This window comes from Chryseobacterium sp. BGA-UO-ETr-SB22 (assembly GCF_059567885.1).
Map to the genome: position 1 here is coordinate 2,430,314 of NZ_JCAQOV010000005.1, position 26,807 is coordinate 2,457,120.

General features: G+C 35.4%; 20 protein-coding genes. 4 read left to right on the forward strand and 16 right to left on the reverse strand.

What is annotated here, in order from left to right; translation table 11 throughout:
• Positions 1 to 25: 25 nt before the first annotated feature.
• From AC57AW_RS18350 to AC57AW_RS18415, 14 genes are all read right to left on the reverse strand, one after another.
• Entirely contained in the window at positions 26 to 2,689 is a 2,664-nt protein-coding gene (locus AC57AW_RS18350) for a beta-glucosidase (protein WP_496353037.1), read from the reverse strand.
• The gene (locus AC57AW_RS18355) at positions 2,689 to 4,131 is read right to left on the reverse strand and encodes an alpha-L-fucosidase (protein WP_496353038.1); all 1,443 of its coding nucleotides are present in this window, start codon (positions 4,129 to 4,131) and stop codon (positions 2,689 to 2,691) included. The genes AC57AW_RS18350 and AC57AW_RS18355 overlap by 1 nt, the downstream gene beginning before the upstream one ends.
• Positions 4,132 to 4,181: 50 nt before the next feature.
• Entirely contained in the window at positions 4,182 to 5,081 is a 900-nt protein-coding gene (locus AC57AW_RS18360) for a TIGR01777 family oxidoreductase (RefSeq protein ID WP_496353039.1), read from the reverse strand.
• An 80-nt stretch (positions 5,082 to 5,161) separates the two neighbouring features.
• Positions 5,162 to 5,866 carry a YqjF family protein gene (locus AC57AW_RS18365; RefSeq protein ID WP_496353040.1) on the reverse strand — a complete coding sequence of 235 codons (705 nt, stop codon included), beginning with the start codon at positions 5,864 to 5,866 and terminating at the stop codon, positions 5,162 to 5,164.
• Positions 5,867 to 5,884: 18 nt separating this feature from the next.
• Positions 5,885 to 6,361 (reverse strand): SRPBCC family protein, encoded by a 477-nt coding sequence (locus AC57AW_RS18370; RefSeq protein ID WP_496353041.1) that lies wholly within the window; start codon positions 6,359 to 6,361, stop codon positions 5,885 to 5,887.
• A 32-nt stretch (positions 6,362 to 6,393) separates the two neighbouring features.
• Positions 6,394 to 7,206, reverse strand: coding sequence for a DCC1-like thiol-disulfide oxidoreductase family protein (locus tag AC57AW_RS18375; RefSeq protein ID WP_496353042.1), 813 nt, complete (start codon positions 7,204 to 7,206; stop codon positions 6,394 to 6,396).
• 5 nt (positions 7,207 to 7,211) lie between these two features.
• A complete protein-coding gene (locus AC57AW_RS18380) occupies positions 7,212 to 7,565 on the reverse strand; it encodes a hypothetical protein (RefSeq protein ID WP_318848773.1) in 354 nt (117 codons plus the stop codon).
• 131 nt (positions 7,566 to 7,696) lie between these two features.
• A complete protein-coding gene (locus AC57AW_RS18385; protein ID WP_318848774.1) occupies positions 7,697 to 8,089 on the reverse strand; it encodes a hypothetical protein in 393 nt (130 codons plus the stop codon).
• Positions 8,090 to 8,519: 430 nt separating this feature from the next.
• On the reverse strand, positions 8,520 to 9,023 hold the full coding sequence (locus AC57AW_RS18390; protein ID WP_318848775.1) for a GbsR/MarR family transcriptional regulator: 504 nt from the start codon (positions 9,021 to 9,023) through the stop codon (positions 8,520 to 8,522).
• A gap of 131 nt (positions 9,024 to 9,154) precedes the next feature.
• Complete coding sequence (locus tag AC57AW_RS18395; RefSeq protein WP_496353043.1) at positions 9,155 to 13,672, reverse strand: TonB-dependent receptor plug domain-containing protein; 4,518 nt, start codon at positions 13,670 to 13,672, stop codon at positions 9,155 to 9,157.
• Positions 13,673 to 13,675: 3 nt separating this feature from the next.
• Complete coding sequence (locus AC57AW_RS18400; RefSeq protein WP_496353044.1) at positions 13,676 to 16,444, reverse strand: TonB-dependent receptor; 2,769 nt, start codon at positions 16,442 to 16,444, stop codon at positions 13,676 to 13,678.
• A gap of 63 nt (positions 16,445 to 16,507) precedes the next feature.
• A complete protein-coding gene (locus AC57AW_RS18405) occupies positions 16,508 to 18,415 on the reverse strand; it encodes a vWA domain-containing protein (RefSeq protein WP_496353045.1) in 1,908 nt (635 codons plus the stop codon).
• Positions 18,416 to 18,534: 119 nt separating this feature from the next.
• Positions 18,535 to 21,003 (reverse strand): vWA domain-containing protein, encoded by a 2,469-nt coding sequence (locus tag AC57AW_RS18410; RefSeq protein WP_496353046.1) that lies wholly within the window; start codon positions 21,001 to 21,003, stop codon positions 18,535 to 18,537.
• Between the two features lie 12 nt (positions 21,004 to 21,015).
• Positions 21,016 to 21,534: an RNA polymerase sigma factor gene (locus AC57AW_RS18415; protein ID WP_318848780.1), complete on the reverse strand. Its 519-nt coding sequence runs from the start codon at positions 21,532 to 21,534 to the stop codon at positions 21,016 to 21,018.
• 174 nt (positions 21,535 to 21,708) lie between these two features.
• Here AC57AW_RS18415 and AC57AW_RS18420 point away from each other — a divergent pair, with 174 nt between their 5' ends.
• Positions 21,709 to 22,911: a C1 family peptidase gene (locus AC57AW_RS18420; RefSeq protein ID WP_496353047.1), complete on the forward strand. Its 1,203-nt coding sequence runs from the start codon at positions 21,709 to 21,711 to the stop codon at positions 22,909 to 22,911.
• 184 nt (positions 22,912 to 23,095) lie between these two features.
• Positions 23,096 to 23,254 (forward strand): bacteriocin-like protein, encoded by a 159-nt coding sequence (locus AC57AW_RS18425; RefSeq protein WP_496353048.1) that lies wholly within the window; start codon positions 23,096 to 23,098, stop codon positions 23,252 to 23,254.
• A 188-nt stretch (positions 23,255 to 23,442) separates the two neighbouring features.
• Here the strand turns inward: AC57AW_RS18425 and AC57AW_RS18430 are convergent, their stop codons facing one another.
• A complete protein-coding gene (locus tag AC57AW_RS18430; RefSeq protein WP_318848783.1) occupies positions 23,443 to 24,504 on the reverse strand; it encodes an NADH:flavin oxidoreductase in 1,062 nt (353 codons plus the stop codon).
• A 166-nt stretch (positions 24,505 to 24,670) separates the two neighbouring features.
• Here AC57AW_RS18430 and AC57AW_RS18435 point away from each other — a divergent pair, with 166 nt between their 5' ends.
• Positions 24,671 to 25,063, forward strand: coding sequence for a winged helix-turn-helix transcriptional regulator (locus tag AC57AW_RS18435; RefSeq protein WP_496353049.1), 393 nt, complete (start codon positions 24,671 to 24,673; stop codon positions 25,061 to 25,063).
• A 108-nt stretch (positions 25,064 to 25,171) separates the two neighbouring features.
• Positions 25,172 to 25,588: a carboxymuconolactone decarboxylase family protein gene (locus AC57AW_RS18440; protein ID WP_496353050.1), complete on the forward strand. Its 417-nt coding sequence runs from the start codon at positions 25,172 to 25,174 to the stop codon at positions 25,586 to 25,588.
• A 40-nt stretch (positions 25,589 to 25,628) separates the two neighbouring features.
• On the opposite strand, the gene AC57AW_RS18445 is transcribed toward AC57AW_RS18440, so the two are convergent.
• Positions 25,629 to 26,762, reverse strand: coding sequence for a hypothetical protein (locus AC57AW_RS18445; protein ID WP_496353051.1), 1,134 nt, complete (start codon positions 26,760 to 26,762; stop codon positions 25,629 to 25,631).
• Positions 26,763 to 26,807 lie beyond the last annotated feature (45 nt).

The window sequence follows — 26,807 nt, forward strand, 5'->3', positions numbered from 1 at the left end:
GCAGAAATTTCTGCTCTTTTTTGTTTTATAAAATTTCAATATTTTGTTTTAAAGGAAGGTTCTTGGATGAATTGCCCACCATAATTCTGTAAGTTCCTTTTTCTACAACCCATTCCATTTTTTCATTCAGAAACTGTAACTGCTTTATGGGAACTTCAATGGTGACAGATTTTGATTCTCCAGGCTGCAATTCTATTTTCTGAAATCCTTTGAGCTCAAGAACCGGTCTTGAAACTGAAGCTAATAAGTCTTTCACATACAGCTGAACGACTTCACTTCCTGCTTTTGAACCTGTATTTTTTACGTTGACCTTAGCAATAATCGTTTCATTTTCTGAATATTCCGCTTTGTTCAGCTGTAAACCAGAGATTTCAAAAGTGGTATAACTTAAACCAAAGCCAAACGGATACAACGGCTCACCGCTCAGGTCATAATAGTCATTTCCTCTTCCTGTTGGATGATGATTATAGGTCAAAGGCAGCTGCCCTTCCTCAGTTGGAAAGGTTATTGGTAATTTTCCAGACGGGTTTTCTGCACCGAAAAGTGTTTTTGCCACCGTATTACCTCCTTCTTCTCCCGGATACCAAATGTCTAAAATGGCTCCTACTTTATCTTTCCAGGTGGTTGTTTTTATCGCAGATCCTCCTACCAACACTACTGTTACGGGCTTTTTCAATGTTGAAATTTCCTGAATAAATGCTTCCTGATTTCCTGGCAGACTCAATGAGGAACGGTCCTGAAATTCTCCTTCATGGATGCCGGCAGCTACAATAATATAATCTGCATTATGAGCGATATCTAAAGCTTCCTGATAGTCTTTCCGGTAATTCTGAAGTCCATAGTTCCAGATGAGCTCAAGGTTGGCTTCACCGCGGTTTTCATGAAATTCAATCGTAATATCATATTTTTTTCCTTTTACAAAATCTATATCAATCGTTTTGGTGGAATAGCTTAATTTTTCCCATTGATCAATGGCTAATTTTCCATCAAGGTATAATCTGAAACCATCATTTCCCCGCAATCCCAATTGATATTTTCCTGAGTCCGGAGCTTCCAGTTTTCCTGTCCACCGGATACTGTAATGATCCGGTTGAAGTTTTTCAGGATCGGGTGAATAGAGAGTCCATTTGAAATTGAGCTGTTCGTCCTGTTTTTCAAAAGCAGGGTTTCCTTTTAAATCGGTATTAGAGAAATAAATTCCTTTTAATCCTTTTTTGTTTTCGGAGGATAAATATTCATTGGAAATCGTGGTAAAATCTTTTATATTCCAATCAATCCCTTTTGCATAAACGACTTCAATATTTTTATCTTTGACATAATTTTTAATCCCGTCTACGATATTTACTTTTTTGTTTCCAGGCCCTGAATAACCACCTAATCTGGCATCAGCAGCATCTGTTCCAACCACTAGAATTTTTTTAATATTTCCGGGAATGGGAAGCGTCTGGTTATTGTTCTGAAGCAAAACAAAAGATTCCGAAGCCGTTTTTTCTGCCAGAGGCTTATGATTCAGTTTTTTTAATTCTTCAATTTCTTTGAGTGAAACGTAAGGGTTTTCAAATAATCCAAGCTCAAACTTCGCTCTCAACACTCTTGAAACGGCATCATCAATTCTTTCTTTTGAAATTCTTCCATCCAGAAAGGGAGGAATAAAGAGTTCATAATGTTTATATTCGGTCTGAAAAATCACATCCAGCCCTGCATTGATTGCCTGTGCGGAAGCATCGTCATAATCCTTTGCTGTAAAATGCAGTACATTTGCTCCTCCTACAGCACTGGCATCACTGATGACGAAGCCTTTGAAATTCCAGTCTTTTTTGAGTTTTTCCGTCAACAACCAATGATTAGCTGTTGAAGGTCTTCCATCAAGTAGGTTATAAGAGGTCATCACCGACCTGCTTTTTCCTTTTGTAAAAGCGTTACTAAAAGGAATCAAATGGGTCTCCTCAAGATATCTTTTGCTCCAATGAATAGGGTAAGAATCTCTTCCGCCTTCTCCTACATTGGCCAGAAAATGTTTAGGAGTCGTGATGATTCCCATATTTTCAAATGAACTGACAAAACTGATTCCCATTACGGAGGTCAAAAAAGGATCTTCACCATAAGTTTCCTCTGTTCTGCCCCATCGCACATCACTCGCCAGGTTCACTACCGGAGTCAGAATCTGACGGATTCCTCTCAATTTTGATTCTTTTGCAATCGCAGTTGAGACTTTATTCATTAATTCCGGGTTGAAAGTGGCTGCCAAACCTATGGCCTGTGGAAAAGCTGTAGCTCCTTCTCTTACCAATCCGTGTAAAGCTTCATCAAAGGGAATAATGGGAATTCCTAATCTTGATTCTTCAACGAAGTATTTCTGAATGGCATTGATTTTTTTCACCAGTCTCTCGGCATCTTCATTGGCGTTATATTTCAGTAACTGTCCTGCTGCACCGCCTCCTTGGTTTCCTGCACTTACCTGCAGTCCAAAAATCCCATGGGAATACTGCCCTTTCGGAACATGATCCAGATCTCCGGGTATCATAAAACACTGCCAGAATTTTTCCTCGGGAGTCATTCTCTGCAACAGATCCTGAACTCTGGTGTCAATGGGCTGTTTGGGGTCTTTATATAAAGGTTTTTGAGCAGAGATGATAACAATATTGAGCAATAATACGGCTCCCGTAAGTTTAAAACGAAATAATCTCATTATTCTGTTATTTGAATTACGGTTGCATACTTCAGGTTTTTCCTTTCTTCAGGCAAATTAATTTCAATTGAATTCCCTGATTTTTTCCATTGAATTTTGTTTGATAACCCTAAAACTTTCAAAGATTTTGGTTTAAAATTATCAGGAATTGTAAAACTTAATGTTGATGGAGACTCATAATTTGTTTTTTCATCCAGGTGAAAAATATTCACTGTTTTTCCATCCTTGCTTTGGGTATAGTAATAATTTCCTTCGTGATTGGGAGCAATGCTTCTTGTAGCAAAAACAGCAGACTGATTTTTGTCCATCCAGCCGGAAATTTGCTGCAGTCTTTCATACACTATGGGATCATAATCACCATTAGGTCCGGGAGCGATATTCATCAGGTAGTTTCCTCCTCTTGAGATGATTTTAACCAATGTTTCAATGATCTTTTGGGGTGTTTTATAGTTGTCATTCGGAACGTAGGAAAAGGAGTCTCCCATTGTGATACAGCTTTCCCAAGGGATGGTAAGAGCATGTTCAGGAACTGCCTGTTCCGGGGTGACATAGTTTTCCCATTTCCCGGGAACGGTACGGTCTACAATAATAATTCCCGGTTGATTTTTCCTGGCCATTGTTCCTATTTTATCCATATCAATATCCTGCTCTACTTTGATGGTGCGCTGCCATTCAACTTTTGGATCAATGGTATGAAAAGGACGTACCCAGCCTCCATCCAGCCAAAGAATGTCAATTTTGCCATAATTGGAAGTGATCTCGTTCAGCTGATTGAAGGTGAATTTTTTAAAATTCTCCCATCTTTCCGGATATTTCTTAGGATCATAGTTAACATTCCTGTCTTTTGGGGGGAAGTAAGACCACCAGTAATCATCGGAATGCCAGTCAGGTTTTGAAAAATAAGCTCCAATTTTAAATCCTTCTTTTCTGAAGGTATTGAAGATTTCTTTGGTCACATCTGATTTTGGATTTTTTGAAAAGGGAGTTTTAGAAGAAGTGATTTTATAATCCGACTGCTGGGTATCAAACATTGCGAAACCATCGTGATGCTTAGTCGTAAAAACCACATATTTCATTCCTGCTTTTTTTACGGCATCAGCCCATTTTTGAGGATTAAACTGCGTTGGGTTGAAAGTGGTCTGAAGATTTTCATAATTCTTTACATATTCGTAGTAAGATTTTCCGTGTTCGGGTTTTCTCTGAGTCCATGATTCGTCTTCGGGGCATAAGCTCCAGCTTTCAACAATTCCCCACTGGCTGTAGGTTCCCCAATGCATAAACAGCCCGAATTTCATGTCCTGCCATTGGTCCAGATTCTGAACAACAAGAGGGTCTGTGGGTTTCTGATATCCGTCAGATACATTATGAGCCTGTGAAAATACTACTGAACTTATTAAAAAAGATGAAAGAAAAAAAGGTTTTATTTTGGATATAACCAGCATATGGAATAGTTTTCCGCTAATTTAATTATCCTTTGCGAAATCCACAAACATTAGGATTCCAAGAGATTAAGAATAGCTTCATCAAACTCTGGAAATGAAAACTCAAATTCACTTTTCATTAGTCTTTCAGGATATACATTGCGGCTTTTTAAAAGTAATTCGGTTTCTGTTTTCAGAAATAAAGAAGCAATTTCCAACTGCCACACCTGAGCATTGAGCCCGAAGGGTGCTTTTAATTCTTTTCTTAATTTTTTCATCATATTTTCATTGGAAACAGGTGCCGGAGCGGTTATATTGATGGTTCCTGACATATTCTCATGTTCAATAATCCAATCTACAGCTTTACAAAAGTCATCGATATGAATCCAGCTTACCATTTGATTTCCCCGTCCCTGTTTCCCTCCTAAGCCTATCTTTGTAACCATTTTTAGTTTTGGAAAAGCTCCGCCATTATTACCCAGAACAATGGATGTTCGGAGAGCTGCTTTCCGTATCCCTTCATTTTTTACTGCAAAGAATTCTTTCTCCCAGCTTTTACAAATATTCATTGAAAAATCATCTCCGATAATTCCGTTTTCTTCTGTATTCAGATGTTGCTCGGAATGAACATAAATGGTTGCAGAACTTGCATTCAGCCAAATTTTCGGTTTTTCAGAACATTGATCTACCGCTTCCTGTAATATTTTTGTGCTGTTAATTCTTGAAGCATAAATTTCCTGCTTATTTTTCTCGTGATACCGGCAGTCCACAGATTTTCCCGTAAGATTGATCAGAACATCTGCTTTTTCCAAACTGCTTTTCCATTCACCCATTGTTCCGGCATCCCAGAAAATTTCGTTTTTACGTTGAGGTTTACGGGTCAGGATATACACTTGGTTTCCCTTTTCGGTAAAATATTTTTCAAGGTTTTCACCAAGAAATCCAGTGCCTCCGGCTATAATTATTTTCATTGTTTTACAATTTAAGGTTTTGGGTTCAATGTTTAAGGTTCAGCTGCAGATTTGTACAGAGGTTTGTGTTTTTGTTCTTTTCAGTTGATGTATTTCTTTGTTTTCACTTCAATTTCTGAGCCTTCAGCAAGCATTACTGAAACAGGTTCCTGATGATTCAGACATTCAAAGTCATCTCCGTAAATTTTTTGAAAATCAATTTCCAAACAGTGGTCTTTTATGGTGTAGCAATCCCATTTTGGGTGACATACTTCGTATTCTGAAGTTGTATTCTCTTTTTTTGTAAAACCAAAATAATGTTCTGTGATAAATTCAAATTCTGAGTTTTCTTCCATAGGTTTTGGTATACTGTCAGCCATAATCTGAATAGAATGCCAGCTTTTATCTTTCCATGAATACCGGATCAGCAGTTCACCTTCTTTTTCATGAATCTGGTTTTTCATTGGCATTGTATGATAATTTTCTTTGTAAATGGTATTGGCGACGAAACTCAATGCAGGTTTGGGAACTATTTCTTTAATAAATACCACGCCTCTTTTCCAGACTCCGGTTTGTTTTTTCTTTACATAAAATCTCAGGTTTACTTCTTCAAAATTCCGGTGAAAAGGAATGGGCAATCCCAGCAGTTTTGTATTTAAAAACATGAATCCTACTAAGCTTACATAGCATTTACCGTTGTAAAAATCAAGTTCTGTACCTGTAGGTAAATAAGGCAATAAGATTTCAGGATCAATTTCGTAATTGATGATGGCCAGTTTTCGCCATTCTGCTTTTAGAAAATTCATAACGGTGTGTTTTTGAGGTTAAAAAATGGCTATTCCGTCTCGGGTAGCAGATTCTGCAATGGTTTTGATCATTTCGTTTCTTTTGAGCAGGAAATTTTTGAGATATCCGGTAAGAAAAATGGCATTAAATACTTTTCCTATGATCCACAGCGGAGATTCGAATTCAAAAACATCGGTCATCAGTGTTTTTCCGTTTACCGTTTTAAAAATATGTCGATGACGCATAGATTTGAAAGCTCCTTTTTGCATCACATCAATGAACTGAACCGGTTTTTCCATGCTGACAATTTTGGTGGTGAGATTTTGGTATACTCCCAGATGTTTTGCTCTCCAGGTTACTGTTTCATTTTCTTCAATCAGTCCTGAAGTACGTCCTGCAATTGCTTTTTCATGAGATGTTGAGGTTGACTGCTGATGCAGATCAATATTTCTTGCCAGATCAAAAACATAGTGAATATCTGCATTGATTACGGTATTTAAATAGATTCTTGACATTTTAGAGGTTTTATGATTATACAAATTGTAGTTTAAATGATTGTCAGAATAATGATGGTCAGTGCTGTGAGCCTGAATAATATCCATGAAATGGTAGGAAGAAAGTTCAGTTTTAAGATTCTGCATCTTCTTATATGTTCCAGAAACATGATCAATACTACTATTCCAAAGTATATTATGTAAAAAACAGGTGTAAAATTGGTCATCAGCGCAGGAATTAGCAGTAAAGTCCCTATTAAGGAAACCGTCATCATATTTCCAAGATAATCCCAGATTTTATCTTTGAGATAGGCTTTTAAAAAGAGGGTCTGCCAAAGGATCTGGCCGAGACAAACAGCAAATTCTCTCAGGAAATTCCTTTCTAAATTAACATCCAGCTTTGCTGAAAATTCACTTAAGATATAGGCTGAAAAAATAACAACAAAGCTGATGTATGCCATTCTGTATTTCAGGTTAAAATCCGGAACACAAGATTGTTCTGTATAGTCTTTTGAGGAAGGGATGATCTGTTTTCTGTTATATGAAACGAAGGAATATAGCTTTTGAAAAAACCAATACAGAGGTTTTATCCGAGCGATTTTGGCCAACAAAGGAAAAGAATTTCCAATAATGAGAAGCAGACTGTCTAATCCGTAAATGACTTCATTTTTGTTATGATCTACCAGGGCAATTTCATTTTTCGCCCTGTTGAAATCGATTAGGCTTTTATTTCTAATAGAGAGTTCTGTAAATGCTTCTCTACCTTCTTCATCCAGCATTCCACATTGGGTAAAACCTTTGGAATAGAGATTACACATAGGACATTCATTGTCGTAGATCAGGGTGTGGTTTTTTAGTGTTTTCATAATGATCATTTGTAAGATTCATAAGTGTTGTAGCAATCATACACATATGCTGCTGCCATCACAGGACTATAGAGAAGAGATGCCATTAAAATATATCCAAAAAAATCATTGATATGTTTTTCCATATATAACATTGTTACAATGATCCAAACTGGTATTATCACAATACTATAGGCGATATATAACAGTGACTTTTTTGTTCCAAGAAATAGTTTGATCAGGAAGCTTATCAATTGTGGGATTCCTACAATAAAATAAAAAAGAATCAATCCCGACAAACCACCAAATATAAAAGTCATAGGTCCGATTATTATAAAGAACAACTGAATGTAATAATCATATTTAGCAAATGTTTTCATGGTAATTAAGGTTTAAAGTGAGCCTTTTCTTCTGAAATAAATAATCAGGAATAAGTGAATGATTAAATTTTTCATAATTATTATTTATTTTATATTTTCAGAAATTTTTGAAAAATAATTTCAAATAAAAACTACTTTTCTTCGGCAGACATTTTTTCTTTTCTGATTGCATGTTTACGCCCTTTCAGGAATAATAGTAAGTTCAATAGCATCATTACTCCAAGATAAATTGAAAAGCCTCCAATCTTCTTACTTAGAGCAACAACTAATCTTTCCATTGTTTCAATTTGAAAAAACTCAATAATACATAAGGCAAAACCAATATTTAAAAGATAAAACCCTATTTTAAAAAGGGAATTTGTTGCCATAGCAATATCCTTTTTCTGATGAAAAATATCAATCATAAAAGTTTTTGAATTTTTAAATAAAAACTGAGAAACCAATACTGTAAGAGTAATTACAATAGGTAGATAAATCATGTACGCTGAAAAGTTATACGTTGCGGTTAAAACTGTAGTTGCCATAATAGTATTATTTTAATGTTAATTTATTTCTCAAAAAGTAAAGGATGAAAATGTTCATATAATGCAGTATACAAAGGATTAAAATGATACTTCCAACTCTTGTTGCAGTAATGGTTATCATTTCTTCCAGACTGTTTATTTTGTTCCATATTGTAAGATTAATTGCAATGAAACCGAGATTCAAGAGATAATAACAACCAAGAAGTATCCTGTTAATTGTCAGACAAAGACCTTCATCATGGAGTAAGTATTTCAAATAGGCTTTTCCTTCATGGTAACATCTTCTTCCTACATCAATTGTGATATATGAACTGATACTTAGGAAAATTATATAAGAAACAATATTGAACATTTTATAAATTTTATATTTTCAGTAATTATTGAAAATTAATTCGAAATAAAAAAGGATTTTCATCCTCTTTCAATTTCTTTATTTCAACAGATTGGTAATCTTTCCTACCAGCCAGTGATCATCACTTTTAATCGCCAGATCCATAATATTGTTGATCTTTCCGGTTACCGAACTGAAGTCGTTCATCAGTTTGATAAATTCCTGAGCTTCTTCTGAGTCTTTATCCTCAATATTCTTTAATTCTTCAAGAAAAGAAATTACAGGTTCTATTTCTCTTTTTCTGCGTTCTTTGGTAATCTGTTTGAAGAGATACCATACATCTTTTTCTGCAACAAAATATTCTTTACGGTCTCCTTTCACAAATTCTTTTTTCACAATTCCCCAGTCTATCAGGGCACGAAGATTCATATTGGCATTGCCTCTTGAAATCTCCAGCTGTTCCATTACTTCATCGGTAGAAAGCGCTCTTCCACTTGCCAAAAGCAGTGCATGCACCTGTGCCATTGTACGGTTGATCCCCCAATTGGTAGCAAAGGTTCCCCAGGTCTGAATGTATTTTTCTTTTGCTTCTGAAAGTTGCATTTTGTTTTCTTTTAGATTTCTATTACAAATGTAATTATATTTTTTGAATTTTCAATAATTATTGAAAATTAATTTTTAAAATAAAACAGACACCCTTGAGAATGCCTGTTTCGGTTGATCAAAAATTAAAATTAAGGTTCAATATTCGTCTTTATTCCCTGATTCCAGTATTTGGCTTCAGGCATATAATAGAGATACACATTACTTGATTTACCAGTATACGCTCCTGCAAATTCTACTTTGAGATCCAGATTGATTGTTTTTGTTTCCTCTGCATTGAAATGTTCCCAGTAAAGCACCAGATAATTACCAAATATTTCATAGTAGGAAATCTGCTTTTTATCAATCAGATCTTTTAGTAAGGCATTTTGCAAGGTCAAACCTGCAGGAATACCAATCTTCGCAATAGTCATTGGAAGCTGACCGTTGATTTTATTTTTAACGGTCATTGTCATTCTGTTGGTTTCTCCTACTCTGGACACCGCAGATTTCAGTTTTGTTTCCAGGGTAAGAGGAATATCTTTGCTTTCCGGAGCCTGCAATGCATAATACTGATATTCCAGTTTATAAGGCAGTCCATTTTTGGCTGGATAATGAATATTGATCTTGTTTTCTCCAGCTTTATACGCTGATGAAAGGCTGATATTGGGATAAGTATTTGCTTTATTGATGGTGATAACCGGTCTTTCATTACCGTAAAGCTTTTGATTTTTGGAGTAAAAATCAGACAATGCCTGTATTGCCAGCGTTGTTGCCTGTGTAGAACCGAACCCATAATATCCGTTTAAATTAATAAGCTGATCAGCAGCTTCTGCGATTTTCAACTGATTCAGTTTCTCCTCTTTCTGAAGTGCCATAATGTATAACGAAAGGGTTTCTGAATCCGCAGACCTTCCCCATGAGCCTGTAAAAGTGATGTTAGATTTTACATTCTTCATTTCATACTGCTTGTCCAGCAGCTTCATCAGATCATCATATTCTCTTTGTTTTCCGAGATAAGCCGCAGTATTAGCAAGTAAAGCCAGCTGATAGGTATCTTTTGTAGCCAAAGCTCTTTTCATCATTACTGTAAAGGAATCTTCTATTTCATTTTTAAAGCCTAGTTTGGATAAAGCATATACGATATACATATTTCTCGACCAGGAATATTCTGAATATTTTTCCTTTAATTCAGACCCTCTTCTTACTTCAAATAATCCGTTTGCATTCTTTTTGGATAAAATGAATGAGGAAAGCCCCTGCATAAGCTTAACATCAGGGTTTACATACTTTTTTAAATCTGTAAATTCCAATAATGCAAATGCAGAAAGTGACACATCTGATTCTTCGCTGCTGAAATATCCGAAACCTCCGTCTTTATTTTTATAGCTCAGCATTTTCTGGAATCCTTTTTTCATGTTTTTAATGACCAAATTCTCTGTTGCTGTATCTATTTTTTTACTTGATTTTAAATAATCCAGAATAAAAATATTAGGATATACCGTTGAGGAAAGCTGTTCAAAGCATCCGTAAGGCTCTTTCTTCAGCTGTTCAATATCTGCAAACATCTGTAAAGCAGTGTTCTCAAATACATAATATGAGGAGTACAGACTTCCATTGATATACTCCGGAATATTGATTTTAATATCTTCCGTTTTGTTATTGATGATCGAAAATTGATGCGGAAATCCTTTCTCTTCTACTTTAAACGGAAGAATCATCGTTTCCCTGAAGTCCCCGGATCTTATGGTAAATTGAATATTGGAATCTACGATCTCGTCTGTTTGTATTTTAACAAATAATCTTCCTGATTCTAATGGTTTCAGAGTAATAAGGCTATCGGAATTGATCAGTTTTACATGATTGGGAACAATAACATTCATTGTCATTTTCCGTGTTTCAGGAGAATTATTTTTAATCACAACAGGAATCGTCATCTGATCTGTTCTTGTGAGATACTGGGGAATTTTAGCATCTATTGAGATAAGGCTCTGTGCAGCATAGGTAGTTTCATCATTTCCTACAAGTCCTGATGCAGCAATTCCCTCTGTCATAATTCTAAAGGTGGAATTGGCATCAGAATTATAAAATTCCACTTTTGCTTTCCCGTTTTTATCGGTTTCCACCACAGGGTTCCAATACAATGCTTCTCGGTAATCGAAACGGTAGGATGTATTGGTCGTTTTATATTCCGGATAGGCAAATTCTCTTGATCTGGCATATGATATAAGCCTTCCATAAGGTATTGCTTCAACAGCAATAAAAGATTTCGGGGTAATATCAAAACTGATATTTGAGCTGTTGTTTTTATATGAATTAATAATCACAACTCCGTTTGCGGCTCTGCTTCCATAAACAGCGGCAGCGGCAGCATCTTTGAGAACGGTAATACTACTGATATCATTCGGGTTTATGATGGTATTGAAACTTTCTACAGGAGTACCATCTACAATGAATAATGGATTTTTATTGGTGATGGATGCTTCTCCTCTTATTCTTATCTGTACACTAGCTGCAGACTGCCCTGCTGGTGCAATTGTTAATCCAGCGACTTTTCCGTTTAGCAATGAAGTTACATTGGGGTTTTGAATTTCCAAGGAAGAAGTTATTGTTGTGGAACTAACTGCAGCTTTCTCTCTTTTCGAACTGTATCCCAAAACAACAACTTCTTCAATCCTTTTATCTTGAACAGTATCTTTCCTTGATCGACCGGGTTTATTCAATGTTTCGGTATTATTTCTGTTTTCTGTCTTTATCTCTTCTTTTCTTTCCGCCTCTTTTACAATTTCTTCTACATCAATATTGGAAAGCTTCTGCTTCACTAAAGGGTTAATATCCAAATTATAAGACAGAATCCTGATTTTCAATTGATGTTTAGGCTGAGAAGATCTGGCTATCATTTTATATGAATATTCTGCATTCAGGTCTGAAAAATAAAACTTCCCGTTTTCAGCAACAGTCTGTTTGAGGATTTTTTTGTTATCTGTATCCAAAAGGAAAACATCTGCTTTCACCGGTTTTTTGTTTTCATCTTCCACAATTCCGTAGATTGTATTTTTCTTTTCAGGAAGATACTTGTACTTATTAGTCTTTACTACTTCAGGGATCAATTCGAAGTATCTGTAACCGTTTGTCAGCATAACAAGGTCTAAGCTTTTATTGGCTTTTTCTTCTTTTTTATCGAAATAAAACTGTGGCTTTTCAATTTTCCCTTTCAGCTCGGAGTCCATCAGAAGCCAGGAAATGATATGATTCTGCTTATCGTCAGCATACGTCCATAGTTTATCATCCACCACACTCAGCCCAAGATTGGCAGGAATAGGTTTGTCATTTTCATCGGTAGTTTCTATATTCAGCATTACTTTTTCCCTTGGCAGATAATGCTGTTTTACAGGTTTAACTTTTATATTCAACCGATTTTCTTTATTGGTAAAAACTACACGCTCTGCAAGAGGAATATTGTTTTCCAGAGCGGTAAATCTGCAGATTCCAATCGGGAAGTCTTTTTCATCAATTTCCAATGCGTTGCTGCCTTTTTTTAACAGAAGATCTTTGGTATACATTGCTTTTCCACGGAAACTTCCTTGCAGGGTAATCATTTTTTCCTGGGTTGAAATGATGGCAAAAATCAGCTTTTTGTTGTCATTCTGAATATTTAAAACCAACCCTTCATCTTTTGCTGCCGGGAAATTAAAAGTCTGGGTACTATTTTCGGGCTTTATTACTTTTGCATAATAGGTTTCTCCATTTTTAGCGGTAAAACGAAAGCTTCCCATCCCGAAATTATAGGCTGAAATTTCTTTTATCTTTTCATGATTCTGATTGTAAACAGCCAGAACAGCATCTACAGGTTTTTCAAATTCATCCAGAATTTTAAAGGCAATATTTTGTTCTATTCCATTGATAAAAGTTCCACCTTCAGGCAAGAATTTTACATCCAGATTGTTCAGAACAATGGGAATATTTCTTGAAATAGATTCTGTAAATCCATCAAAATTCACTTTAATATTCAAAAGTGCATCAGAGGATTTCAATATTTCAGGAAGTTTGAAAATCAATTGATTTTTACCTTCTTTATTGGTGATAAGTTTCCCTTCAGAAACGGTTTCTCCATTGATCATTACTGTATAATCCGCTTCATAAAAAGGAATGGGAAGGTTACTAAGACTTCTCATCGAAAAGTCAGCAGTCACCTCATCTCCCGGACCGTATCCTTTTTTAGGAAAATCCAGCTTCATTAATATTCTTGGAGATACTATTTTCTGGAGGGTAATTTCTTTCTCGAAGGTATTTTTCCCTTCTTCATTCTGCATCCAGTTGGTAAAGGCTCTGATCTTATAAATTCCGCCTTTCATTTCTTCATCAAAATAGAAATAACCCTGGGCATATCCATTGGTAATTTCATATTTCATTTTTTTCAAAACACTTCCTGCGGGATCAATAATTTCAAAATTAACGATTCTGCTGTCTTCCACCGGAAGGTTATTTTTTCCTTTTACAACGTATATTTTAAAGTACATTCCTTCACCAGGTTTATAAAAAACATGGTTGGTCTGAACGTAGGTCTTTTCCTTTTCAAAGTTCTGAAAAGGCTGCTGTGCTTTTAGAAAAACCGTTGATAATACTAAGCTCAGCAAGATGATATAGGGTGATATAAACTTGAAATTCATGGGTTAAAATTTGAGTGAAACAATACATCCAAATGTTTTAAATGACGGAAGGTTGAAAAAATCAAGTCCTCTTCCGTTATCCGCATCATAAAAATTCTGATTGGGGTCTGCTCCTTTATTGGCCTGCCAAAGCATTAGATTATTCACATAAAAAGTAAGTTTAAGATTCTGTTTTCCATAGTTGACCGGAAAACTGGAAGACAGTGAAATATTGCTGATTCTTATGTAATCTGCCTTTTGAATATAGTTTTCTGCCACACCAAGGTAACCATATCTGGACCATCGGTTTTCCTGAACATTCAGGTTGGGATCATAGAAATCTACAGGAATCTGGTTTATCGTTCCATTAGCATGTACACCCTGAAAAACATAGTTTTTGATATTTCTGTCTTCTCCCGACTCGAAAGAACGTCCGTAATAATCGAGAACTGCCTGTGTCCCTTTCCAGAGCTGGCCGCCTTTTTTCCATTCCCAATTGATATCTAAAGAGAAGTTTTTATAGGCAAAATTATGGTTGAATTTCATCACAAAATCCGGAGTGGGGTCTGCTATAATTTTCATTCCGTCTGCTTTTTTGGGGAATCCAAACTCATCAATAATCAATTGTCCGGTAGCATTTCTTTCAAAGTAGCTTCCCATGACAGCTCCCAAAACCTGTCCCTCCGACAATGTTTTATAAATATCCTTAAATCCGGAAACAGCCAGGTTCTGATAGCCGGAAGCAATACGGTTTACAATGTCTTTATATTTAAACAATGAAACTTTATGGGTGCTGTAAAAGTTGTATCCCAAGCGCAAACGGTCATAGGCGAAATTGAATTCATACCCGCTGTAGGTATGATCCGCTATATTTTTTAATCTCAGCTGATTGTTTTCGAAAACAGGAAATATATCATCTGTATTTTTTCTATTGAAATATTCTCCTTCAAAGCTTACATTATAGCCAACGTTAAGTCTGGCACCAACTTTCAATTCCCTGGTATTGATATTGGATAAACCTCTGAAGCTTTCCGCTTCCTGTATAGGGAAATATTGATTGTAATTTTGGGCATTCAGTAAAGTTGTGGCATAAGAAGCGTATGATCTTGTAATTTCCGGCTCTGAGCTCAACTGTGTGTAACTTCCCAGTAATTTAAAACTGTAATTATTCCAATTGAAAATGTCATTAAATTTCACATAGAAATTAGCTGTGGGAAGCCAATAGTTATTTTTCAGGGATGTATTTGAGATGTAAAAAGAATTTCCAAGATTAAGACCTGCTTCAAAATCATAATCACGAATATCCATATTGTAATTAAAGATATGATCCTGTGAAGTTCTCTGATAAAGGTATTGCTGATGGATCAGACTGTTATAAACATCCGATTTTCTATCGTTTAAAATAAAATTCAGGCTGAACGTATTTTTAAAATCATAATTCCCTAATGCATAGGAACCTAATATGTTGGAATGATACAAGCTGTTCTCTTGAATCCTTTCATTGAGTAATCCGTTGCTGAAACCAGAAGTAGAAGGCTTATACTGATCTTTGTTCCAGATGCTGTTATTTTCATAAGACTGGCTGACATTCAGTTTAAATTTATCCCAATTTTTAACAACATTAAAACTAAACTGTCTTTCACGGTTCTGATAGCGGTATTTGCTGTCCTGCTCAAAAAGAAATGAAGGATTGTCAGCTTCTTTGCTGTAACTTCTTTGTGAGCCATTATTCAGAAGGGAATTTTGTCCATTTGAAAAAGAAACGGGTGTTAACAAGGAATTCTGATACGCTCTGTTAAACAGCCCTATTCTATTGGTATTGGTGGCTTTATCTTCTTCGTAATTAAAAGCAAAATTAATGGAATATCCGCTTAGTTCTGTATTCAGTTTGGCTTTAAAAGTATTGGCAATATCAAACTGATCTATAAAATACATCTGGTTCTTCTGCTGCCCAAGATTCAAAGACAATCGGATTTTTTCTTTGTTACCTTCTTTTATAAAAGCATTTACATTCAACTGATTATTGTATCCTACTGTTGTTTTAAAAAGACTGTTATCATATTTTCGGGCACGTTGAAGTCCATCAACCCACGGAATTAGTCTTCCGTTCCGGTCGTATTCATAAGCCAGCCCGTCAAATCCTAATGTAGAAATATCCGGTCCAAAACTGAACATTTCATTGGTTTCAGGGGCTTTCCAGACAAGATTCCCGTTTTCTGATCTTCCCTGTACATATTTGCTTTGAGTTCCGGGAATAGCATTCCTGTTTTTAATATCTAAGGATGTGGTAAAGCTTCCATTAAAAAGTAATGTTTTCTGATCGAGTCTTTTTACAATATAAATACTGTCATTCTTTTGTTTTACTTTTCTTATCTGATCAAAATACGAATGAGATCTTTTACTTAAGCTGGTCTTCGTTTTTTCAATACTGAAATCATCCTTTGTTTCTTTTGAAACCAGACTGTCATATGTTTTACTGTAGATATTTTCTACATTTTTATTGCTTGTCTGATTTTCCAGAATAGTTTTTAATTCCCTGAGCTCATAGGTAGAAATAACATGCGTATTTTTTCCCTGGTTCCATGCGATGGTATCATAAGGTTTGGCAGCAATAATTGCAAATCCTTCCTCATCAGTCAGTTCATAAACTCCACTGTTTTTATTAGAAACCTTTAAAAAGTTCTGTGCTTTATCTTTAGTTGTTAAAAATTTTCCAGAGTAATATAATTGTGAGTTTTGTGCCTGTAATAAGGTAATGGTAAACGGCAGCAACAGCAGATAATTCTTTTTCATCGGTGATTAGTATGCTTAAAAATATAAAAAAAGAAACTTCCGTGGAAATTTCTTTTTTATTAATTATTTTTGAATTGTTTTATAACTCTCTACCAGCCTTATAAATTCTGAGCGGTAGCCTTCCTCATCCTTATTTTTACTCTGTTTGGCCAAATTTTCAATATCAGAAAGATCTTTTTTCGTAATCAGTTCCGAATTTCTGAGTACCAAACCAAACCATGCTACGGAAGAAGCAAATTTAAAATCCGGACTTATTGAGGCAGATGGATTTTCTTTTTTAATCACTTTACTGATCTCCATGCTTTTAGTACCATCAGGCTTTTTATATCTGAATTTTACCGTTGCCAGCTCATCTCCAAATTTCCTTGTATCTGATGTTTCAGAGTATTTCAATTTCGTTTCTTTAGGAATAAATTCTGATTCTACATTTGCAGGAATAATCTCATATAGTGCAGTAACCGTATGTCCGCTTCCCAATTCTCCTGCATCAATTTTATCATTGACAAAGTCTTCATTTCTCAGCTTCCTGTTTTCATAGCCTATTAAACGATAAGATTTTACAAATTTAGGGTTGAATTCAATCTGAATTTTGACATCTTTAGCAATAGCATACATGCTTCCTGCAAATTCTTTTCCTAAAAACTTATTCGCTTCCTGCATGTTATCGATATAGGCATAGTTTCCGTTACCTTTATCTGCAAGGGTTTCCATTGTGTTGTCTTTATAGTTGCCCATCCCATAGCCAAGACAGGTAAGGAAGATTCCTGTTTTTCTTTTTTGTGTAATTAAGGTTTCAATATCAGTATTGGATGTAGCGCCCACATTAAAGTCACCATCTGTTGCCAGAACCACTCTGTTGTTTCCTCCTTTGATAAAATTTTCCTTCGCCAGTTTATAGGCCAATTCAATTCCTGCTCCTCCTGCTGTGCTTCCTCCTGCCTGAAGATTATCCAACGCTTTAATAATTTTTTCTTTTTCTCCTGCTGAAGTTGGAGGCAGAACCACTCCTGCATTACCTGCGTACACTACAATTCCTACTTTGTCTTTTGGTCTGAGCTGTTTCAGTAAAACTTTAAGAGAGGACTTCAACAATGGCAGTTTGTTTTCCTCACTCATTGAACCTGAAACATCAATAAGAAAAACAATATTGGATGCAGGCAGACCATCCATCGGAATATTTTTCCCCTGAAGACCTATTTTCAGCAGCTTGTGTTTTGGATTCCATGGAGAGTTGCCATATTCGGTACTAATTGAAAAAGGGTATCCGTTTGCAGGCTGTGGATAATCATATTTAAAATAATTGACCATCTCCTCGACTCTCACTGCATTTTTATCAACTCTATCTCCATACTTGATCATTCTTCTGATATTGGAATAGGAAGCATTATCTACATCAATAGAGAAAGTAGAAAGGGGCTGACGGCTGGTAAGCTCAAATGCATTCTCTATCAATCCGGCATATTCCTCATTATTATAATCAATATTTTCATCGGTTTTTATTGGCTTTTGAACCTCTTTTTTGTCCCCAACCTGATTGTTATAAACCCTTCCTGATTCATGGAATGATCTGGAACTTTCTACTTCCATTGCAGTAACTGATTTTGGTTTCGGGCAGCCATTATATTCCGGCATTCCCGGAACTGTAGGGCAGGCATCATCTTTATCAAAAATACCGTCACCATCTGTATCCGGCCATGGGCAGCCATTATTTTCAGGAGGTCCTGGCACCGTAGGGCACGCATCATCTTTATCAATAACACCGTCTCCATCCGATTCTACCCACGGACATCCTTCATTTTCTACCGGACCGGCAATATCAGGACATTTATCCAGTTTATTAGGAATTCCGTCCTGATCTTTATCTTTTCTGACACTGTAAGTCTTTGGTCCTTTGTCTGTTTCGATGTTTTTTTGAGTTTTACAGCTTGTCAATGCAACAAGCCCTAGCATGGTTATTAGAATTTTTCTCATCTTTTCAAATTTCGGGAGGAAATTATTAAAATAAATTTAAACTGATCAATAAATATTTGATAAACCGATTTTTTCTAAATAAAGAAGAGAAATTTCCAAAGAAATCTCTCTTCCTAAAATTACTTTTGAACTGTTTTATAACTCTCTATCAACCTTAAAAATTCTGATCGGTAGCCTTCTTCATCTTTATTTTTGCCTTCTTTAGCCAGCTTCTCAATATCAGAAAGATCTTTTTTTGTAATCAGTTCCGAATTTCTGAGTACCAAACCGAACCATGCTACGGATGAAGCAAATTTAAAATCCGGACTCGCTGAAGATATCCTGCTGTCATCATTTTTAACAATCTTACTGATCTCGCAACTGGTATCTCCATCCGGTTTTTTATATCTGAATTTTATGGTTGCCAATTCATCTCCAAATTCTTTTGGTGAGGTATTCTGAGTATATTTCAAATCGCTGTCTTTGGGAACAAAATCTGATTTTACCTCTACAGGAATCACTTCATATAAAGCTGTAACGGTATGTCCGCTTCCAAGTTCCCCGGCATCAATTTTATCATTGACAAAGTCTTCGTTTTTCAGTTTTCGGTTCTCATAACCGATAAGACGATATGATTTTACATATTCAGGATTAAATTCAATCTGAATCTTGACATCCTTGGCTATGGCATACATACTTCCTGCAAATTCTTTTCCTAAAAACTTATTCGCTTCCTGCATATTATCAATATAGGCATAATTTCCGTTTCCTTTATCTGCAAGGGTTTCCAGGGTATTATCTTTGTAATTACCCATTCCAAAACCAAGACAGGTAAGGAAAACTCCTGATTTTCTTTTATCTTCAATCAGCGTTTGAAGATCTGAGGTTGAAGACATTCCAACATTGAAATCTCCGTCTGTTGCGATAATGACACGGTTATTACCATCCTTTACAAAATTTTCCTGGGCCAGTTTATAGGCCAATTCAATTCCTGCTCCACCAGCTGTACTTCCACCTGCCTGTAGATGATCCAATGCTTCAATAATCTTATCTTTTTCTCCTGCTGAGGTAGGTGGTAAAACCATCCCTGCACTCCCTGCATATACTACAATTCCTACTTTATCTTTAGGTCTGAGCTGGTTCAGCAAAACTTTAAAGGAAGATTTCAATAGCGGAAGCTTATTTTCTTCATTCATTGAACCGGAAACATCAATAAGGAAAACAAAATTAGATGCAGGCAGCCTGTCCATTGGTATCTTTTTTCCCTGAAGCCCTATTTTAAGTAATTTATGTTTCGGATTCCATGGAGATTCACTGTATTCGGTATTAATTGAAAAAGGGTCTCCATTTTGAGGTTGTGGATACTCATATTTAAAATAATTGACCATTTCTTCGATTCTCACAGCATTTTTATCAACTGCCTGTCCGTTATTGATCATTCTTCTTACATTGGAATAAGATGCGTTATCAACATCAATAGAAAAAGTAGACAACGGCTGGCTTCGTGTAAGTTCAAAAGGATTCTCAACAAAGGCATCATAGCTTTCATCATTCTGAGTCACTGGCGAAACCTGCTGTTGCTTATTAATTGCTTCCTGAAGTTTTTTCATTCTTTTTCTTTCCCTTCTTGAAAGATCTTTGGTAGTTACCACAACTACTCCATTTGCTGCCTTACTTCCATAGATCGCTGTAGCAGAGCCTCCTTTTAAGACATTCATACTTTCAATTCTGTTAGGATCTAAATTTTTGAAGTCATCAGCTTTTGTCAATATTCCGTTAATTACATATAAAGGGGTATTTCCTGGTGAAACAGAAGCAACTCCTCTGATCAGGATCGGGCTATTGTTACTAAGAAATCCTTGATTAATACTGTTAACTGTACTTTTATTTCTTGAAGAAGTACTTACCTTTATTCCTGGGGCACTTCCCTGTAATGATGAATAAGTGGCAGGCTGTGGTTGATTACTGACAGAAGTACTTGCTATTGCATTGGATGCAGTTACATAATTTCTTTTAACTGTCTTTGAATATCCCATTACTACAACCTCTTCAATACTTTTAACCTGATTGGTATCTTTTCTCTGACCGGAAGAAATATAAGTTGCTTTTTTATCAGCATTGGTTTCTCTTTCAGTATAATACTCAGAGATTACCGGTTGATACACATGATCTGAAGGTACAGGAATTGGTAAAGCCGGAGGTGGAGGAACTGTCACAGAGTATTTGATAGGATCCGGATTGATAGCCAGATTTTCTACAGGTTTAACAATCTTCTTTTCTTTTTGGAGATTATCCTTTGTTATACTATCTATTTTTGCAATATCTGTTTTGTTAATTGGTCCTCTTGAAGTTGTATTTTTTACAATTACAGGTTGTAAAGGTTCTACAGTTTCTTTTTTATTGATAAAGTAAAAAGCTCCTAAACCAATGACCAGACTTGCGGCGATACCATACGGCAGCCAAATAGGAACGGCTCTCTTTTTTTCTTCTTTTTTATCTAATTTTTCTTCAATTTTCCCCCATACTTTTTCAAAACCAGGAAAAACAGTTGGCTCTTCTGAAAGCTTGGAAGCTTCATTGAATTGTTGATCTATATGATTATTTTCCATTGTTGTAAAAGTTTAAATGTTTTGATTCACTAAAAGTTCCTGCAGCTTTTTCCTTGCAAAATTGAGCTGTGATTTTGAAGTCCCTTCACTAATGGAAAGCATAGTTGCTATTTCTTTATGAGGATATCCTTCAATAGCGAAAAGATTAAAGATTGCTCGGCAGCCCTCTGGGAGAAAATTCAGTAAACTCAGAATATCTTTTTCCAAAGAAAGGTTGTCCGTTGTCCCTTCAGAATGATCTATGAAATTCTCTTCCAGAGAAATCAACAATCCTTTATTAGATCTTAATTTCTGCAGGCATTCGTTCACTGCAATTTTTCTCGCCCATGCTTCAAAGGTTTCAGGATTCTGAAGCTGAGTGATTTTTGTGAAGATTTTATAGAATGTATCGGCCAATACTTCTTCTATATCTTCGTCGTTTTTCAAATAGCGTCTGCAGACTGCGTAAAGCCTACCCGCCATTTTCTCGTAAACCTTCCGCTGTGCATTGCGGTCGCTACGCTGGCATTCTAGTAATAATTTGTGTTCCATAGTCAGGAGTTATATCATTATAGATGCAGAAACTTTTGCTGGGGTTGGAAACATGGTCAACTTTTTAGAAAAATAGTAAAAAAAACATTTTTTTTGCATTTCAAATTTAACTTTTACTTCTGTAACAAATCTCTATTATCAACGACTCTTAATATAAATAATCTTTTTATAGTAATGAAAAATGCCAAAATTGCATCATTACTTTTTGTTTTGTCTGCAGGAAGTATGATGTTTGCCCAAGATGACTTAATCAATAAGTTAAAAAACAACCAATCACAAAATGCTAATTTTCAGTTCACAACGTTAAAAGACGTTGGCGCAACTTCTGTAAAGAACCAGGGTTCATCAGGAACCTGCTGGAGCTACTCAGGAAATTCATTCCTTGAATCTGAAATGCAGAGAATGGGCAAAAAACCTGTAGATCTTGCCGAAATTTTTACAGCAAGAAACTCTTATCATGATAAGGCGAAATTATATGTTTTAAATAATGGAGCAATCAGTTGGGGTGATGGAGGAGAACTTCATGACGTAATCAATATGTACAAGAAGTATGGCGCTGTTCCTCAGGATGTCTATTCAGGATTAAAAGCCGGACAAACTACAAACAACTTCAAGGAAATGCAAGGGAAGCTGAAGCCGGTTCTTGACAGTCTTGTTCAAGCTTCTTCTAAAGGGAAACTTACAGATAACTGGATGGATTCTGTAGATGCTATTCTTGATGAGTATTTAGGAAAAGTACCTGCTAACTTTACGTATGAAGGAAAAAACTACACTCCAAAAACATTTGCAAAGGAAGTGGTAGGAATTGATGCTGAAGATTATGTAGAGCTATCTTCTTACAAAGACTATGCTTATTATCAGAAATTTGTAGTTCCGATTCCTGACAACTGGAGCCACGATTCTGACTGGAACGTACCGATGAAAGATCTTACATCAATCATTGACAATGCAGTAACTAAAGGATATTCTGTAGGTTGGGCAACTGACGTTTCCGAGCCTTATTTCTCTTACAAAAACGGTGTGGCTTATGTTCCTGATATGGATCTTGATCAGATCACAGCAGAGAACAAGCAGACTTTGTTTACGGAGCCTAAAAAAGATAAAACAATCACTGAAGATATCCGTCAGAAAGCACTTAACAATCTTTCTACAACGGATGATCACGGTATGCATATCGTAGGTTTGGCAAAAGATCAGACTGGTAAAGAGTATTATATGGTGAAAAATTCATGGGGAGTAACCAATGATTTCGCCGGATATATTTATGTAACAAGACCTTACGTTGAATACAAATCAACAGCAATCCTTGTTCACAAAAATGCAATCCCAAAAAGCATCTTAAAGCAATTAAAACCAACCAAGAATATTGGTTTGTAAGAAATCATTTCTGTCCTTTAAAGGGCAGTTTTAGATATTTAAATCTGTTAAAACCCGCTTCCGAAGATTTCGGAAGCGGGTTTATTCTATACCATCTTTGAAAGAATATATTCATATATTAATGCAAACTGTTGTTTGGCTTTCAAAATATATTATATTTGTATAAATCAACAAATTATTATATATGAAAAATCTAAGAAAATTAACAAAATCGACATTAAAGAACATTATAGGAGGAAATGCTCCAGAGTGCCCTGAAGGAAGTACAGCATGCTATATTCCCGGCAATAATGGGATCCCTCCCCGTTGGAGATGTGTTCCAGATTCAATCGGGTGTCCGTAAACTTATAAATCGGCTTTCAGGAAATCCTGAAAGCCGATTCTTTAATAAATAGGTGAAAATTAAATATAAAATAAAGTGAATTATGCTGATTTAATACCAGATTGAATCGTCAATTTTGCTTCGCAAGTGAATAAATTATGCTGTTAAAAAAATCGACAGCGAAGCGAATTCACAATTCTTGATTGATATTAAAATAAAACGCTCATACTTTCTGCTGAAAAGTCCAGAAGAGCTTCGGTATTTCCGTCTTTGATCTTCTGTACCCACTGATGATCCTGAAGAATAGCTCTTCCTACAGCAACAAGATCAAATTCTTCATTATCCAATCTTCTGATCAGTTCTGTAAGATCTGTTTTTTCTGTTCCCTGTCCTGCAAAAGCATTAAGGAAATCTCCGTTTAAGCCTACAGAACCTACTGTAATGGTTGGTTGTCCTGTAATTTTTTTAGCCCATCCTGCAAAGTTCAGATCAGAACCTTCAAATTCAGGTTCCCAGAAACGACGCTGTGAACAGTGGAAAATATCTACCCCAGCTTCTTTCATTGGTAATAACCAATCTTCCATTTCATTAGGAGTAAATGCCAATCTGGTTTTATAATCCTGCTGTTTCCATTGTGAAAGACGTATGATAATGGTAAAATCCTCTCCTACCGCTGCTCTGATGGCTTTCACCACTTCAACAGCAAATCTGCTTCTTTCTTTTAACGTTTTACCACCATATTCATCTGTTCTTGTGTTGGTTACTTCCCAGAAGAATTGGTCGATAAGATACCCGTGAGCACCATGAATTTCAAGACAGTCGAACCCAAGGTCTTTTGCCGATTTTGCAGAGGCTGCAAACTGTGCGATAGTATCCTGAATATCTTCAATCGTCATCGTAGAAGCCTTTTCCATTTGAACTAACGGATAGTCTTCTGCCATTCTTGTATCTCCCACGTGCCAGATTTGAGGACCCATTTTACCTCCATTCTGATGTACAGTATCAATTACGTTTTTCCAGCCGTTTAAAGCTTCGTTTCCGTAGAAATCAGGAATATTCTGTAAGTTCTTTGATCCTGGTCTGTTGATCACTGTTCCTTCAGAAAGAATCAATCCTACTTCTGAAGCGGCTCTTCTTCCGTAATAGTCTGCTATACTTTGTGTAGGAACTCCATTATCAGACTGTGCTCTGGTCATAGGAGCCATTACGATTCTATTTTTAAGCTGTAAATTTTTGTATTGAAACGGTTTAAATAATGATGATGTGCTCATATTTAAATTTGTATTTTATAATTGTTACACAAAGTAACTAATAATAGTTCACTTTTGTATCTTTTATTAAAAAAATAGTGGTAACTTCGCAGTAACTTACATTAGTAACATCAAAGTAACGTATATAACTTCGGTTCCATATGATATTAAAAATAAAGATTTCCTTATGAAAAAGAATGAATTAATGCAATACAGCTGTCCTCTGGGTAAGGCAATGGCCGCTTTGGGAAGCAAATGGAAGCCCATTATTGTTCTGGTTATTAAAGACAGGAAGTTACGTTTTGGAGAGCTTGCAGTACGAATCAAAGTTATCTCCAGAAAAGTACTCACTGATCAGCTGAGGGAGATGGAAACAGACGGACTTGTTATCCGTGAAGAGTTTAAGGAACTTCCTCCACGCGTGGAATATTCACTTACAGAAAAAGGATTGGCTTTGCTACCGATTTTATATTTACTGGAGGAATGGGAAGCGAAATATCAGGTAAAAGGGCAGCATGAAGATAAAGATTGTACTTTTTTAAATGAGGATGTAAAAAATATAAAGGCTGTCAATGTTTGATAGCCTTTCATTTTGGATTGCACTTTCAAAAAGGTAAGTATAGAACGAAAAGGTAAGTATATAGGTTCAAAAGCATTTCTGATGCAAATTTGCAGAAAAATATTCATTATGAATTACAAAGAAATTGCAAAAGAAACCATTGGAAACCTGTATAGAGCCCACCACAGCATTAGAAAATCCGGTATTGATGAAAAACTGATCGCTTTGGTGGAGCTGCGTGTTTCTCAAATCAATGGTTGCGCGTATTGCTGCAGCTATCATGCTAAAGAACTCTCTGATTTTGGCTTTGAACAGGATGTCATCAACAGGCTCCCGGGCTGGAAACATACCAATGCCTTCAATGATCAGCAAAAGCTTGTTTTAGAATGGGCAGAGGCTGTTATTTACAGTAAAGATAATTGGCAACAAATAAAAGCAAAGCTGATAGATCAATTTACAGAACGAGAGATTGTAGAGCTTACTGCAAGTATAACTCTGATGAATACTTTGAATAAACTGAGGATTACTTTGGCTAAGGAGGAGTAAAAAATAGAAGGCTGCTAATATTCAGCAGCCTTTTTATTATTTATTCTTTTATTTCGTCATCTTCTTTTATGATATAAGCTTCTAACAATAATAATTTATCTTGCTCTTCCAAATAATTAAATCGTTCACGGACTATCGAAGTGGCCTCCCTTAATCTTTCAGCCAGTTTTTTACTACTTTCATATGATTCATTTTCTTCTATATCTTTTTCAACCTGAGGTTCATGAGTTAACAATTTAACTTCATTTCCCTTAATAATATGTTCCGCAATTATCTTACTAACTTCTTCAATCTTTTTATCAGCACCTTCTTTACTGATTTTTTTATCTTTTTTTAAGCTTTCTTTGTGCTGTTGAATGATAGTCTCTCTTAATGTCTCATTAATATTTGAAAGCATAAGCTTTTCTCTTTCTTTCTCCATTTCAATCAACTTTTTATTTCCCATGTAAGAAGATATTATCTCTTTTGCAGTTTTGGATTTGTATAATAAATATGCCCCATAAACTTCCAATCCCCTCATAACAACTTTTGTCAAGTCTAAAGAAACATCGAAATCAATATTACATATAACATCAATAGATCCATTTTGAATCTCAACTAAATCAATCTCTTCAGGAGAATCCGACTTAAGCAAAGTATAATACATAAGTAAAGCCCTATTCCATTTATTAAGACTTTTTGTAAATTCTTTAATTGTGCCTGTAGATTTCAAATCTTTAAAAATAATTGAAATCAAAGCATTTCCTTCGGATGCAAGTTGCTCAACTTCTGTTACAGAATATTTATATAATATATCTTTTAACTTTTTAACCTCATCTTCATTTTCAGTAATTGAATCAATTAAAGTATTTAATATATGATAAAAATTTGAATAATAGTCATTTGCATCTAGTGAACTATCTTCGTCAAGTTCATCGAGTTTGGAAGTAATATTTAATTGTGTAAAAGGAATTGTATTTTTTAACAAATAAAATAATTCCTCGTTAAGTAAATTATTATCAAAATTTTGAAAAGATTTTTTTATCCGTAGAGATAAATCCTTCATATAAACCAAATTCTGATTTTGTGATTGTTGAATAGATTTAAAATAATCTACAATATCCCTTTTAAATCCAGAAGTTACTACTAAAGATTCAAAAAGATTTACCTTGCTTAATAAAGATTCAATGTTCATTAGTTATTATAAAAATTTATATAAAATCAAATTTACAAATTTCTA